The organism is Rhizobium aureum, assembly GCF_030182495.1.
In the GTDB taxonomy this organism is placed as follows: domain Bacteria; phylum Pseudomonadota; class Alphaproteobacteria; order Rhizobiales; family Rhizobiaceae; genus Rhizobium; species Rhizobium tropici_C.
The window spans coordinates 557,030-570,123 of the sequence record NZ_JAQJCI010000004.1 but is presented as its reverse complement, the minus strand read 5'-3'; the positions used below and the strand labels follow the sequence as shown (position 1 = coordinate 570,123).

At 60.8% G+C, this 13,094-nt stretch carries 14 protein-coding genes and 1 pseudogene; 8 read left to right on the top strand and 7 right to left on the bottom strand.

Features of this window, described 5'->3' with window-relative positions:
* Positions 1–614, top strand: a pseudogene (locus PH552_RS14125) (IS5 family transposase); the annotation flags it as partial.
* Here PH552_RS14125 and purB read toward each other — a convergent pair.
* From purB to PH552_RS14105, 4 genes are all read right to left on the bottom strand, one after another.
* Positions 611–1,912 carry an adenylosuccinate lyase gene (gene purB, locus PH552_RS14120; RefSeq protein WP_112343171.1) on the bottom strand — a complete coding sequence of 434 codons (1,302 nt, stop codon included), beginning with the start codon at positions 1,910–1,912 and terminating at the stop codon, positions 611–613. The pseudogene PH552_RS14125 and the gene purB overlap by 4 nt on opposite strands.
* A gap of 113 nt (positions 1,913–2,025) precedes the next feature.
* On the bottom strand, positions 2,026–2,439 hold the full coding sequence (locus tag PH552_RS14115; RefSeq protein ID WP_245430397.1) for a hypothetical protein: 414 nt from the start codon (positions 2,437–2,439) through the stop codon (positions 2,026–2,028).
* Positions 2,440–2,536: 97 nt separating this feature from the next.
* Positions 2,537–3,223: a ribulose-phosphate 3-epimerase gene (gene rpe, locus PH552_RS14110; RefSeq protein WP_112343170.1), complete on the bottom strand. Its 687-nt coding sequence runs from the start codon at positions 3,221–3,223 to the stop codon at positions 2,537–2,539.
* Between the two features lie 140 nt (positions 3,224–3,363).
* Positions 3,364–4,446, bottom strand: a complete 1,083-nt coding sequence (locus PH552_RS14105) for a branched-chain amino acid ABC transporter substrate-binding protein (RefSeq protein WP_112343169.1) — start codon at positions 4,444–4,446, stop codon at positions 3,364–3,366.
* Positions 4,447–4,614: 168 nt separating this feature from the next.
* On the opposite strand from PH552_RS14105, the gene PH552_RS14100 reads away from it, so the two are divergent.
* Genes PH552_RS14100 through PH552_RS14070 form a run of 7 tightly spaced genes read left to right on the top strand, consistent with a single transcriptional unit; the run spans position 4,615 to position 10,308 of the window.
* Positions 4,615–5,109, top strand: a complete 495-nt coding sequence (locus tag PH552_RS14100; RefSeq protein WP_112343168.1) for a flavin reductase family protein — start codon at positions 4,615–4,617, stop codon at positions 5,107–5,109.
* A 19-nt stretch (positions 5,110–5,128) separates the two neighbouring features.
* Positions 5,129–6,058: an AAA family ATPase gene (locus PH552_RS14095; protein ID WP_112343167.1), complete on the top strand. Its 930-nt coding sequence runs from the start codon at positions 5,129–5,131 to the stop codon at positions 6,056–6,058.
* A gap of 3 nt (positions 6,059–6,061) precedes the next feature.
* Positions 6,062–7,309 (top strand): vWA domain-containing protein, encoded by a 1,248-nt coding sequence (locus PH552_RS14090; RefSeq protein ID WP_112343166.1) that lies wholly within the window; start codon positions 6,062–6,064, stop codon positions 7,307–7,309.
* Between the two features lie 7 nt (positions 7,310–7,316).
* Entirely contained in the window at positions 7,317–7,646 is a 330-nt protein-coding gene (locus PH552_RS14085; protein ID WP_112343165.1) for an XdhC family protein, read from the top strand.
* Positions 7,646–8,353, top strand: a complete 708-nt coding sequence (locus PH552_RS14080; protein WP_112343164.1) for an XdhC family protein — start codon at positions 7,646–7,648, stop codon at positions 8,351–8,353. Before PH552_RS14085 ends, PH552_RS14080 begins: the two co-directional genes overlap by 1 nt.
* Entirely contained in the window at positions 8,350–9,984 is a 1,635-nt protein-coding gene (locus PH552_RS14075) for an NTP transferase domain-containing protein (RefSeq protein ID WP_112343163.1), read from the top strand. The genes PH552_RS14080 and PH552_RS14075 overlap by 4 nt, the downstream gene beginning before the upstream one ends.
* A gap of 3 nt (positions 9,985–9,987) precedes the next feature.
* The gene (locus PH552_RS14070; protein WP_112343162.1) at positions 9,988–10,308 is read left to right on the top strand and encodes a TfoX/Sxy family protein; all 321 of its coding nucleotides are present in this window, start codon (positions 9,988–9,990) and stop codon (positions 10,306–10,308) included.
* Between the two features lie 27 nt (positions 10,309–10,335).
* Here PH552_RS14070 and PH552_RS14065 read toward each other — a convergent pair whose 3' ends face one another.
* From PH552_RS14065 to PH552_RS14055, 3 genes are all read right to left on the bottom strand, one after another.
* On the bottom strand, positions 10,336–10,968 hold the full coding sequence (locus PH552_RS14065) for a DapH/DapD/GlmU-related protein (RefSeq protein WP_112343161.1): 633 nt from the start codon (positions 10,966–10,968) through the stop codon (positions 10,336–10,338).
* A gap of 69 nt (positions 10,969–11,037) precedes the next feature.
* Positions 11,038–11,460, bottom strand: a complete 423-nt coding sequence (locus PH552_RS14060; protein WP_112343160.1) for an NUDIX domain-containing protein — start codon at positions 11,458–11,460, stop codon at positions 11,038–11,040.
* Between the two features lie 67 nt (positions 11,461–11,527).
* Positions 11,528–13,048, bottom strand: coding sequence for a DEAD/DEAH box helicase (locus PH552_RS14055; protein ID WP_112343159.1), 1,521 nt, complete (start codon positions 13,046–13,048; stop codon positions 11,528–11,530).
* Between the last annotated feature and the right edge of the window lie 46 nt (positions 13,049–13,094).

The window sequence follows — 13,094 nt, the reverse complement described above, 5'->3', positions numbered from 1 at the left end:
CGCTATGGCCCCTATACGACCTGCGTAAACCGCTTTAACCGGTGGCGTCATGCGGGGCATTGGGGGCGTATTCTCGACGCAATATCAGAAGCTTACGATGGCGATATCCAGATGATCGACAGCTCGTCAATCCGCGTTCACCAACATGCTGCCAACGGTCAAAAAAAGACGAGCGATCCGGTTGCATGGGTCGCTCGCGCGGCGGGCTGACAACCAAAATTCATGCTCTTGTCGATGCCGATGGTCGACCGATCCGCTTAAAGCTGACAGCCGGCCAGGCCCATGACGGACGCTCGGCGACCGATATGTTGGCGACTGTCGGGGCCGGTCAAACACTTCTGGCTGACCGCGCTTATGACAGCGACAGGCTGCGACAAGACCTCAAAGCACGCGGAGCATGGGGCTGTATCCGCCCCATGCCAAACAGGGTCAATATTCCCGACTTCAGCTCATGGCTTTACAAACAACGCAACGCTGTCGAGCGGTTTTTCAATAAACTCAAACACTTCCGAGCTATCGCAACCCGATACGACAAACGCGACGACAATTTCCTCGCATCGATCCAGCTCGCCTCAATTCGTATCTGGCTACGATCTTATGAGTCGGTGTCCTAGCCGAAAACCCGCTTGAAGATCGTGTCGACATGCTTGGTGTGGTAGCCAAGGTCGAATTTCTCGCGGATATCCTCTTCGGAAAGCGCTGCGCGCACTTCCTGGTCGGCCAGCAGCTCCTCGAGGAAGTCCTTGCCTTCTTCCCAGACCTTCATGGCGTTGCGCTGGACGAGCCGATAGGAATCCTCGCGGGAGACGCCGGCCTGGGTCAGCGCCAGCAGCACGCGCTGTGAATGAACAAGCCCGCGGAACTTGTTCAAATTCTTCATCATATTGTCCGGATAGACGAGCAATTTGTCGATGACGCTGGTGATGCGGGCGAGCGCGAAATCGAGCGTGACGGTCGCGTCCGGGCCGATCATGCGCTCAACGGAGGAGTGCGAGATATCGCGCTCGTGCCATAGGGCGACGTTCTCCATGGCTGGGATGGAGTATGAGCGGACCATGCGGGCAAGGCCCGTCAGGTTTTCCGTCAATACCGGATTGCGCTTATGCGGCATAGCAGACGAGCCCTTCTGGCCCGGAGAGAAATATTCCTCCGCTTCCAGAACTTCTGTGCGCTGCAGGTGGCGGATTTCGGTGGCGAGACGCTCGATCGAGGAGGCGACGACGCCGAGCGTGGCGAAGAACATCGCATGGCGGTCGCGCGGGATGACCTGGGTGGAGACCGGCTCCGGCTTCAGGCCGAGGGCGGCGGCGACATGTTCCTCAACGCGGGGATCGATGTTGGCGAAGGTGCCGACCGCGCCGGAAATGGCGCAGGTGGCGACTTCCTCGCGTGCCGCGATCAGGCGCTGCTTGCAACGCTCGAATTCGGCATAGGCAAGTGCCAGCTTGACGCCGAAGGTTGTCGGTTCGGCATGAATGCCATGCGAGCGGCCGATGGTGACCGTATCCTTGTGCTCGAAGGCGCGCCGCTTCAGGGCTTCCAGAAGCTTGTCGATATCGGCAAGCAGCAGGTCGCTGGCGCGCACGAGCTGGACGTTGAAGCAGGTGTCGAGCACGTCCGACGAGGTCATGCCCTGGTGCACGAAACGGGCGTCCGGTCCGACGATTTCGGCCAGATGCGTCAGGAAGGCGATGACATCGTGCTTGGTGACGGCCTCGATCTCATCGATGCGGGCGACATCGAACGTGGCTTTGCCGCCCTTTTCCCAGATGGTATCCGCCGCCGACTTCGGGATGACGCCGAGAGCTGCCAGCGCATCACAGGCATGGGCCTCGATCTCGAACCAGATACGGAACTTGGTTTCGGGCGACCAGATGGCGACCATTTCCGGTCGGGAGTAGCGCGGGATCATGGGCTCAAAGCTTTCTTGGCTAATGGAAAGGAAACCTCGGCGCCCCCATAACAAAGACGAGCGGCAATCACAATGTTTGGCACAATGTTTGTTGGGCCAATCCTTCGTACGCTTCAACGCGTCCGTCGCGCAAGATAGGCTGAAACGGCGACCAGGCATAGAAGGCCGAACGGCAGAAACAGAGGCAAGCCGAAAATAGCGAACTGGTAGACGGCGCTGGCGCCGGTGTACAGGAATTGGAATGTCCAGATGAGTGAGCCGAACGGCGCATGCCAGCGCGAATAGAACCAGCGATAGTCCATGGCAAAGAGAAACGCCGTCATGGCCGCGGTGCCGATGGAGAGCACAAGAAAGAAAGCGGCGAAGCGCGCGCTTGCCGGTCGGCCACGGGCGAACCGGCGGGTTAGCGGCACGAGGATGGCCCAGGCGAGGGTGCCGCCGAAGAAGTAAACAAGGGTAAGAGCCGTGAGATGACTGGTCAGAAGGCCGTTGCGCCAATAGAGGGCGGCGAGCGCCGAAGCGGCCATGGCCGCGCCCCAGCCGACGGCGTTGCCCAAAACTTCGAGGCAATGCGAAGCGACGGTCCGTGTCCGGCCCGTCGTCGCGATGAAGGCATTGGTCGGATTAGTTTGATCCAACGCGGCCTCGTTCGGCAGCGGCTCGGAGATCGCCGATCGTCTGCCTGTAGGCATCGACCGATTCGCCCTTGAAGATGGCAGAGCCGGCGACGAGCACGTTGGCGCCGGAAGCCGTGATGAGAGGTGCGGTGTCGACCGAAACGCCGCCATCGACTTCGAGTTCGATCGGACGGTCACCGATCAGAGACTTGGCGCTGCGGATCTTGTCGGCCATGGCGGGAATGAATTTCTGGCCGCCGAAGCCGGGATTGACCGACATGATCAGGATCAGGTCGATATCGTCGAGTACATTTTCCAGCACGGAAAGCGGTGTTGCCGGATTGAGGGTGACGCCGACCTTCTTGCCGAGATGACGGATGGTCTGCAGCGAGCGGTGCAGATGCACGCCGGCTTCGGCATGAACGGTGATGCGGTCGCAGCCGGCCTTGGCGAAGGCTTCCAGATAAGGATCGGCGGGCGAGATCATCAGATGGCAGTCGAAGGTCGCGGTCGTATAGGGGCGCAGCGCCTTGATGACATCGGCGCCGAAGGAGATGTTCGGCACGAAATGCCCGTCCATGACATCCAGATGGATCCAGTCGGCTCCGGCTTCGGTCACGTCCTTGACTTCCTGCCCAAGCTTGGCGAAGTCGGCGGCGAGAATGGAAGGGGCGATGCGGATCGGCAAGGTCATGGGTGGCTGAGCTCCAACTGATTTCTACAGCGCCGCGCGTCACATGTGACGCGCTGAGGTCGCTATAGCGCTTTAAATTATGCAGTGGTGTCTGGATTAGCACCGCTGTCGCGGGCAAACAACCGCCCGAGGGGATCACCTCAGTTCGACGGCGTCGTCACCGGCACGAAAGCGTTGCCGCGCCATTGCAGCAGGCGGTAGGGGTTTTCGTTCAATTCGTGGTTCTGGCCGAAGGTAATCGAGCCGATCGTCGTCTGGAATGTCGCGCCAAGGAGCTTTTCGGCAACGGGCTTGTTTTCCGCCTTCGCGCCTTCGGCTGCCTGGCTGGCGATCTGCGCCGCGGCCGCGGCCGGCAGGGTATAGCCGTCCGGCTCGATGCCGCCGGCACGCATGGCCTGTGCGGTCTGTTGTGCTGCAGGCAGAGTGGCATAATCAGGCAGGGCAATCGCCTGCACGCCTTCCTGCAAAGGCACGGGCAAATCGGCAGCACGCATCGCATCGCCCCCCATCAGCGCCAGCGGAATGTTTTCGTTCCTAGCGTCACGCGCGATCACCGCGACATCGCTGCGATCGCCACCGATGAAGACATGCGTGGCGCCGGCCTTCTTCAAGCGACGGACAAGCGCGATCTGCTGATCCTGGCCGGGGCGGTAGGTATCGGTGAAGACCGGCTTCAGCCCCTTTTCCTCAAGCGCGCTGCGGATCGCCCCCACCAGTTCGCGGCCATGGATCGTGCCGTCGTCGATCAGCGCAATCGGCTCGGCCGCCCAGTTTTTCAGGATGGTATTGATCGCGATGGCAGCCTCGGCACTATCCACGGGTGCGAGGCGAAACAGTGGCCAGCCATTCTTCAGCGCATCCTCCATCAAAATGCGGGAACGGATGGAAACGGTGATGGCCGGTATGCCGGCCTCCTTAAGGCGTGGAAGCGCACCTTCCAATGTTTCCGTGCACAGAAAGCCGATCACGATCTGCACTTTCGCCGCGATCAATGCTTCGGCGGCAGCTCGGCCGCCATCCTCGGTGCAAGCTTCGTCGATGACCGTCGCTTTATCCTTTTGGGCCTGGATCTCGAAATTGGCCCCGGTGGTGATTTCGGCGCCAAGCATTGCGAAATTGCCGCTCTGCGGTGCCACCACGCCAATATGGATTCCCGCGGCATGGCTGCTGCCGGCCGCAGAAAGCAGTACGAGCAGAAGCGGAAGGCGGCGCAGAACGTTCATCGATGGATTATCCCGGACAATTTTCCGCTCTATTTATCCGCCTGATGGGCATCGTCAAAGAAAAAGCAACAAAATCGCTCTGTTTTCAATGGCGTTATTGTAGAAAAGCTAACACCTGGCCGCCATATTGAGCGAAAGATAAGGTGTCACAGGAATATGGAGACGGTGATGCTAGACAGGCAGCGTATGGATCCGGCGCTTTATCGAGATGCCATGAGCCGCTATGCAGGCCATGTGCAGCTGGTGACGACGGCGCTCGGCTCGGAGCGGCGCGGCGTGACGATCACGGCTGCCTGCTCGGTGTCGGACAGCCCTGCGACGGTTCTCATCTGCGTCAACAACAGCAACGCCAAGAACGAGATCTTCTTCAAGAGCGGCATTTTTGCCCTGAATACGCTCGGTGCCGATCACCAGTCCCTGGCCGATGCCTTTTCCGGGAAGACGCAGCTGACCGCCGACGAGCGCTTCGCAACCGGCAGGTTCGAGACGCTGGTGACTGGTGCGCCTGTCCTCAGCGACGCGCTTGCCGCTTTCGATTGCCGCGTGATCGAGATCAAGCAGGCTTCCACGCACAACATCATCTTCGGCGAGGTGATGGCCATACGCTACAGCGAGCCGAAGCCGGCATTGCTCTATATGAACCGGGGCTATCACACGCTATAACCCCTTCAAGGGAGTTATCATGGCGGATCAGACATTACCTTCGCTACCGGGTTCCATCGATGAAACGATGGCGTTGCTCGGTGCGCACGACTATCTGGCCGGGCGCGCGCTCGGCACGGTCCTGTTTCTCGCATTGAAGATGAAGCGGCCGCTCTTTCTCGAGGGCGAGGCCGGTGTCGGCAAGACCGAAATTGCCAAGGTCCTGTCGAAGGCGCTCGACCGGCCGCTGATCCGCCTGCAATGCTATGAAGGCCTGGATGTTTCCTCGGCCGTCTATGAATGGAACTATCCGGCGCAGATGCTGGAAATCCGTCTCGCGGAAGCTTCCGGTCTCACCGATCGCGATCGCATCGAGGCCGATATCTTCTCCGAGCGCTATCTCATCCGCCGGCCGGTGCTGCAGGCGCTGTCGGGTGTCGGTGGACGCGCGCCGGTGTTCCTGATCGACGAGCTTGATCGCACCGACGAAGCTTTCGAAGCATTCCTGCTGGAAGTGCTGTCCGATTTTCAGGTAACGGTGCCGGAACTCGGGACGATCCGGGCCGCCGAGCCGCCTATCGTCATCATCACGACGAACCGCACGCGCGAAGTGCACGACGCCCTGAAACGGCGCTGCCTCTATCATTGGGTCGATTATCCCGGGGCCGAGCAGGAGCTTGAAATCATCCGGCGCAAGGTGCCAGGCTGCAATGAAGCGCTGTCGCGCCAGATCGTCGCCTATGTCCAGAAGCTGCGGACGCTCGACCTCTTCAAGAATCCAGGCGTCGCCGAGACGATCGACTGGGCGACCGCCTTGACGGAACTCGATCGGCTGGCCCTTGATCCGGAGACGGTATCGGATACGCTCGGCACTTTGCTGAAATATCAGGACGATATCGCCCGTATTCAGGGCTCTGAGGGCAAGCGGGTGTTGGACGACGTCAAATCCGAACTGCTTGCAGCGGGATGAACCATGGAACCGGGCGCGCAGGATGGCATCGTCGTTGCGCCGTCACCGCCCGGTGACGGGCGCCTCGCCGACAATATCGTGCTGTTCGGCAGGGTGCTCCGCAAGGCCGGCCTGAAGATCGGTCCTGGGGCGATTGCCGATGCCATCGAGGCGGTCGAAGCGATCGGCATTGGTTCTCGCGAGGAGTTCCATGCCGCCCTCTGTTCGGTCTTCGTCAAGCGGCATGAAGATCTGGCCGTATTCGACGAGGCATTCCGGCTATTCTGGCGCTCGCGTGATCTCGTCGCGAAAATGATTGCGCTGATGTCGCCCGTCGCGCCCGATTATCGAGAGAAGGAAAAACCGAAGCCGGGCGAAAGCCGCGCAAGCGATGCCTTGCTCAATGACCGCAACGACCAGCGCCCGCCGCGCGAGACGCCGGATATCGAAATCGATGCGCGATTTACCAGTTCTGGCAGCGAGGTATTGCGCCATCTGGATTTCGCGCAGATGTCGGCGGCGGAAATTGCCGTCGCCAAGAAGGAACTAGGGAAGCTGCAACTGCCGCTGGACCGCGTGCGCACGCGCCGTTTCGCACCATCTCGCACAGTGGCCAAGGTTGATCCGCGCGCCACAATGCGCTCGGCCTTGCGTACGGGAGGGGCGCTGATCCTTCCGCGCTTCCGGAAGCCGAAGGAAATCCAGCCGCCGCTGGTCGTGCTTGCGGATATCTCCGGCTCGATGAGCCAATATACGCGCATCTTTCTGCATTTTCTGCATGTGCTCACCGAACGCCGCCGGCGTGTGCATACGTTTCTGTTCGGAACGCGCCTGACCAACGTCACCAGAGCGATGCGCCACAAGGACCCGGATCAAGCGCTGGATGAATGCGCGGCGGCGGTGCGCGACTGGTCTGGCGGAACGCGGATCGGCGAGACGCTGAAGGAATTCAACAGGCTATGGGCGCGCCGCGTGCTGGGGCAGGGCGCGATCGTACTGTTGATCACCGACGGGCTGGAGCGCGAAGGCGTGGAATTGCTCGGGCAAGAGATGGATCGTCTGCATCGCTCCTGCCGGCGGCTCATCTGGCTCAATCCGCTCCTGCGCTTCGAGGGTTTCGAAGCTCGGGCGCGCGGCGTAAAAGCGATGCTGCCGCATGTTGACGAATTCCGTCCCGTTCACAATCTATTATCTCTGGCCGATCTCGTATCGGCTCTCACCGCCGGCCGCGCGGATTTCTATGATCCCAAGCGGTTTCTCGGCAAGCAATGAGGCTCCGATGTCAGATATATCCGAAAGTCTGGATCCGCTCGTGATTGCGGAGGAATGGGTGTCGGCGGGCCGCAATGTGGCCATGGCGACAGTCGTCGATACCTGGGGCTCCGCGCCGCGCCCATCGGGCAGTCATCTCGTGATCGACGGCGACGGCAATTTCCATGGTTCCGTTTCCGGCGGTTGCGTCGAAGGCGCTGTCATCACCGAGGCGCTCGACGTCATCGAAACGGGCAAGTCGCGCATGCTGGAATTCGGCGTTGCCGACGAAACGGCCTGGCGCGTGGGACTCTCCTGCGGCGGCCGCATCCGCGTCTATGTCGAAAGGCTCGCCTGATGGACCGTCAGATACTGGCGCGGCTGAATGAAATGCGGCGCAAGCGGCAGGCAGCAATCCTCGTCACCGATCTCTCCGGAGGGCCGGATCGGCTCATCGTCGAAGGCGATGCGCTGGAAGGCGCGCTCGCCGATGCCGCTGCAGCGGCATTCCGCTCGGGCAAGTCCGCAGCACTCGAGGTGGACGGACAGAGCCTGTTCTTCAACGTGCATCTGCCGCCGCCGCGCATCGTTATCATCGGTGCCGTGCATATCAGCCAGATCCTGGCGCGGATGGCCGCACTTGCGGGCTTCGACGTGACGATCATCGATCCCCGCACCGCCTTTGCAACGTCGGAGCGCTTCGAAGGCATCGACCTCACCGCGGATTGGTCGGTCGATGCGCTGAAGGAGCGGCCGCTGGATAGCTATATGGCGCTGGTTGCTGTCACTCACGATCCGAAGATCGATGATGAGCCGATCATAGAAGCGCTGAGAACGGGCTGTTTCTACGTAGGGGCACTCGGCAGCCGCAAGACGCATGCCGGCCGGCTGGAACGCTTGAAGCGCGAGGGGTTGGGCGAGGCGGAGCTTTCCCGCATCCACGCGCCGATCGGGCTCCCCATCGGAGCCGCGAGCCCGGCCGAGATCGCAGTCGCCATTCTGGCCGAGATCATCGGCTCCCTTCGTGGGCGCGACGTGTCTTCGCCAAAGAGCGTCAAGCCATGATCTTCGGTGAATTTCCGACGATAGAGGCTGAAGGTGCGGTTCTCGCGCATTCTCTTCGGCTGCCTGATGGCAGTTTTTCCAAAGGGCACAGGCTCGGTCGTGACGATATAGACGTGCTGACCGCCGCTGGAATTGAGCGCATCATTGCCGCGCGGATCGAGCCGGGCGATCTCATGGAGGACGAGGCAGCGGAACGGCTGGCGCGGGCAGTTGCGCCCGATCATCTGACCTTCTCTGAGGCGGCGACTGGGCGCGTCAATGTCCACAGCGCCGTCGATGGCCTTTTCGTTGCAAATCGTGCAGCGGTCGATCGGATCAACAGCATTGATCCGGCGATTACCCTTGCCTGTCTTGCCGATCACGTGCCGGTTCGCGCCGGCGACATGGTCGCGACCTTCAAGATCATTCCGCTCGCCGTTTCCGGGGCCAAAGTCCGCGAAGGCGTCGAAATTCTTCAGCGAAAGCCGGTCTTCGAGGTCAAGCCGTTCGTGCCGCACGCTATATCGCTCGTCGCCACGGAACTGCCGTCGCTGAAGGCTTCGGTGATGGACAAGACGGCACGGATATTGTCGCAGCGGCTGCAGCCTTCGGGCAGCGTGCTGCAGCGGGAAGAGCGGGTTGCACATCAGGCGACCGCCGTTGCCGACGCGATCCGCCGCGCCCTGGCAGCACCGGACCGATTGCCGAAGCTGGTGATCGTTTTCGGCGCGTCCGCAGTCATCGACGCCGGTGATGTCATTCCCGAAGCGATCCGGTTTGCCGGCGGCGAGGTCATTCAGGTTGGGATGCCCGTCGATCCCGGCAATCTGCTGGTGCTCGGCAGCGTAGGCGACGTCTACGTCGTCGGAGCACCCGGATGCGCGCGCAGCCCGAAGGAGAATGGTTTCGACTGGGTGCTCGATCGTATCTTAGCCGGCGAACGACCGGCGTCGCGGGATATCACCGGCATGGGCGTTGGAGGGTTGCTCATGGAAATTCAGTCACGGCCGCGGCCACGCGACATCGCTGCGAAGCCGGCGTCGCAAATTTCGGTAGCTGTCGTTTTGCTGGCTGCCGGAAAGGCGAGCCGCATGGGCGAGGGCGGTGCGCACAAGCTTTTAGCGGAGTTCGACGGTGTACCGTTGGTTCGCCGTTCGGCATCGATTGCCATTGCGAGCGGTGCATCGGATGTCGTGGCAGTCACCGGGCATCGCCGCGACGAGATCGAAGGTGCTTTAAGCGATCTTGCCGTCGAACCGGTATTCAATCCGGATTATGCCTCGGGCATGGCGAGCTCGCTTGTTGCCGGCGTGAGTACCGGCGCGGCGCAAAAGGCCGATGGTGTTCTTGTCATGCTGGCCGATATGCCTGGTGTCACCAGCGACGATCTAAAAAAACTGGCTGCCGCCTTTCGCAAGGCGAATGGCCACGCGATCGTGCGGGCGGTATCCGGTGGTAAGCGCGGCAATCCCGTCATCCTGCCGCGCGCCGTGCTGAATGCGGTAATGCGTCTGGAAGGCGATGTGGGCGCCCGGCATATCATCGAAACATCGGGGCTTCCGGTGGTTGACGTCGAGATCGGCGAGGCGGCTCATCTCGATGTCGATACGCCTGAGGCCGTTGTCGCGGCCGGCGGGATTTTGAAGGGGTAGGGAATGGACAATATCGATATCGAAGAGATGTTTCAGTCTCTCGGGCCGATCACCATCAAACGGATGTTTGGCGGCAAGGGCATCTACCACATGGGTCGAATCCTGGCTCTGGAAGTTGGCGACGAAATCCTCCTGAAGGCGGACGATACCAGTGCTTCAGAATTTGAAGCGGCCGGCGCGCGGCGCTGGGCTTACGAGGGCAAGAAAGGCAAGGCGGTCAACATGCCCTATTGGTCGATACCCGACGATGCATTCGACGATCCGGATGAAATGGCGCGCTGGGTAAGGCTTGCCTATGAAGCAGCCTTGCGCGCCGAAAAATAGCGAATCTCGCGGAGCTTGATGGTAGCGCTACGCCCAACGTTCGCAAAATGCCTCGATGTCGCTTGACTGAAAATCTGCAAGCCGTTCCATGATGGTTTCGAACGGCCAGTCCCACCAGGCGATGGATGCAAGCTTTTCCGCGGTGGCTCGCGTAAACCGCTCGCGAATGAATTTCGCGGGAACGCCGCCGACGACCGTATAAGGTTCGACGTCTTTGGTGACGACTGCTCCGGCTGCGAGAACGGCACCGTCTCCGACTGTTACGCCCGGCAAGACGATGACGCCGTGGCCGATCCAGACGTCGTTGCCAATGATAGCGCGGTCTTGCTTGCGCTGCTCGAAAAAGGAAACGTCGCGCACGGCGCCCGCCGAGTAATATTCAGGGCAATAGGTGAAGCGGTGCATGGAAGGGCGATCCATCGGGTGATTGGGGGCGCCGATCCTGACCTCTGCCGCAATGGCGCAGAATTTCCCGATCGTTGCATCACCGACCATGCAGCGAGGCCCCAGATAGGAGTAATCCCCAAGATCGACCGTGTGCAAGGATGTGTTTGCCAAGATCTCGCAGCACTTGCCGATGCTCGAATCTCTTGTAGTCGCCGTTGGATGGATCACGGTCTCGGCGATCTTGGGGCGATTTTCTTGTGCGGTCGAATGCATGGATAATCTCCGGATTTCGGCCTGCCTAACCGGAGACGATGAAGGGCATGTGACGCAGGACTTCGGACGTCAGTGGAAATCGTCTTCGCTGAGATGGGCGATGGTTGCCCTGGCGAATTCGGAAAGCGGAGCCGGCAGCTCGTCGCGGCCAAACCAGCCGAAATCGGAGAGCTTATCCGGTTCCATCAGTCGCGGCTCTCCGGAAAAATCCCTGCAGACATAGATCAGCGAGATCCAGTGCTGCCGATCGGCCTCGATGATGACTTCTTCCGTGCAGAGATAGTCGATCCTGCCGATGGCGAGGCCGCTTTCCTCTTCAGCCTCACGAATGGCTGCCTTGGCGGCCGGCTCCATGTGATCGACCTTGCCGCCGACGATGCTCCAGCATCCGGCTTCCGGTGCCTTGAGGCGCCGATATAGCAAAAGCTTGCCGTCCCGCAAGATTGCGAGACCGGTTCCTAGTCCTGGGAAATCGATGCCAGGCTTGCCCATGCCGGACTTCCGAGATTTGCCGCGACTTTCCGGCGCAGTGGTTCGGATCGGCGGCAGGTGAAGATTATCAGCCCTTGGCGTTTGCCACGATGAGCATGAAAGCCGGGATATCGTCGCCGAAGCCGACCGGCGTCGGGCCGTCATCCTGATCGCGATAGCGGTTGCGGCGCTCGCGATGATCGTCATTGGCAGCAGGGAAGGGCCGGTGGCTGTTGCGAGAACCGTTATGGGACCTGTTATTGTTGTTCTCAGACTTGCGCTCGTTCTTCACGCTTTCGGCCTTTGCTGGTGCTGCTTCGATCGCTACGACGTCATTATCCTCGACGTCGATATCAGATTTATGACTCGAGGCATTGCGGCCTCCACGGCTACGATCCCGGTCGCGGCCCTTACCCTTCTGGTCGCGACGGCGGGACGAACGGTTGTCGTCGCTGCTCTCGTCTGCGGGTGGCAGAGCCGAAAGATCGCCGTTCAGCCACTGAACATCTTCACCGATCAGCTTCTCGATGGCGTCGACGTGCTTGGTGTCGCGCTTCGTCACGATGGTGAAAGCGGCGCCGGAACGGCCGGCGCGACCGGTGCGGCCGATGCGGTGAACATAGTCTTCCGAATGGATCGGAACATCGAAATTGAAGACGTGGCTGACATCGGGGATGTCGAGACCGCGAGCAGCAACGTCGGAGGCGACGAGCAGCTGCAGGTTTCCGTCTTTGAAATTCTGCAGCATGGTCATGCGCGAGCGCTGGTCCATGTCACCGTGCAGTGCGCCGGCCGAGAAACCATGGCGGTCCAGCGAACGGAAGAGGTCGGAGACGTCCTTCTTGCGATTGCAGAAGATGATCGCGTTCTTGAGATCCGTCTGGGCGCGAATGAGGTCGCGCAGCGTGGCGCGCTTCTCGTAGTCCTTGCCATGCGAGGCAACGAAACGCTGCGTCACGGTCTTGGCCGTCGATGCCGGCTTGGCGACTTCGACGCGTTCCGGATTCTGCAGGAAGCGATCGGCCAGCTTCTGGATTTCCGCTGGCATCGTGGCCGAGAAAAACAGCGTCTGGCGCGTGAAGGGAATGAGCTTGGCGATGCGCTCGATATCCGGAATGAAGCCCATGTCGAGCATGCGGTCGGCTTCGTCGATGACGAAGATTTCGACGCCGCTCATCAGAAGCTTGCCGCGTTCGAAATGGTCGAGCAGGCGGCCAGGAGTGCAGATCAGCACATCGGCGCCACGCTCAAGCTTGCGATCCTGCTCTTCGAAGGAGACGCCGCCGATCAGCAGTGCGATATTGAGGCGATGGTTCTTGCCGTACTTCTCGAAGTTTTCGGCGACCTGGGCCGCCAACTCGCGGGTCGGCTCGAGGATCAGCGTGCGCGGCATGCGGGCACGAGCGCGGCCCTTCTCGAGCAGCGTCAGCATCGGCAGCACGAAAGAGGCCGTCTTGCCGGTTCCGGTCTGGGCAATGCCGCAAATGTCGCGGCGCTGAAGCGCAAACGGGATGGCACCGGCCTGGATCGGAGTCGGTGTGGTGTAGCCCGCGTCAGTCACCGCGGAAAGGACTTTTTGGCTCAGGCCAAGGTCAGCAAATGTTGTCAAAGGGAAATCTAATTCCGTCCTGGTTCAGTCGAACACTGTGAGTCGA

Coding starts and splice junctions, on each gene's coding strand:
- purB (WP_112343171.1), bottom strand. CDS start 1,912: ATGATCCCGCGCTACTCCCGACCGGAAATGGTCGCCATCTGGTCGCCC.
- PH552_RS14115 (WP_245430397.1), bottom strand. CDS start 2,439: ATGGCCGCTTCGGCGCTCGCCGCCCTCTATTGGCGCAACGGCCTTCTG.
- rpe (WP_112343170.1), bottom strand. CDS start 3,223: ATGACCTTGCCGATCCGCATCGCCCCTTCCATTCTCGCCGCCGACTTC.
- PH552_RS14105 (WP_112343169.1), bottom strand. CDS start 4,446: ATGAACGTTCTGCGCCGCCTTCCGCTTCTGCTCGTACTGCTTTCTGCG.
- PH552_RS14100 (WP_112343168.1), top strand. CDS start 4,615: ATGCTAGACAGGCAGCGTATGGATCCGGCGCTTTATCGAGATGCCATG.
- PH552_RS14095 (WP_112343167.1), top strand. CDS start 5,129: ATGGCGGATCAGACATTACCTTCGCTACCGGGTTCCATCGATGAAACG.
- PH552_RS14090 (WP_112343166.1), top strand. CDS start 6,062: ATGGAACCGGGCGCGCAGGATGGCATCGTCGTTGCGCCGTCACCGCCC.
- PH552_RS14085 (WP_112343165.1), top strand. CDS start 7,317: ATGTCAGATATATCCGAAAGTCTGGATCCGCTCGTGATTGCGGAGGAA.
- PH552_RS14080 (WP_112343164.1), top strand. CDS start 7,646: ATGGACCGTCAGATACTGGCGCGGCTGAATGAAATGCGGCGCAAGCGG.
- PH552_RS14075 (WP_112343163.1), top strand. CDS start 8,350: ATGATCTTCGGTGAATTTCCGACGATAGAGGCTGAAGGTGCGGTTCTC.
- PH552_RS14070 (WP_112343162.1), top strand. CDS start 9,988: ATGGACAATATCGATATCGAAGAGATGTTTCAGTCTCTCGGGCCGATC.
- PH552_RS14065 (WP_112343161.1), bottom strand. CDS start 10,968: ATGCATTCGACCGCACAAGAAAATCGCCCCAAGATCGCCGAGACCGTG.
- PH552_RS14060 (WP_112343160.1), bottom strand. CDS start 11,460: ATGGGCAAGCCTGGCATCGATTTCCCAGGACTAGGAACCGGTCTCGCA.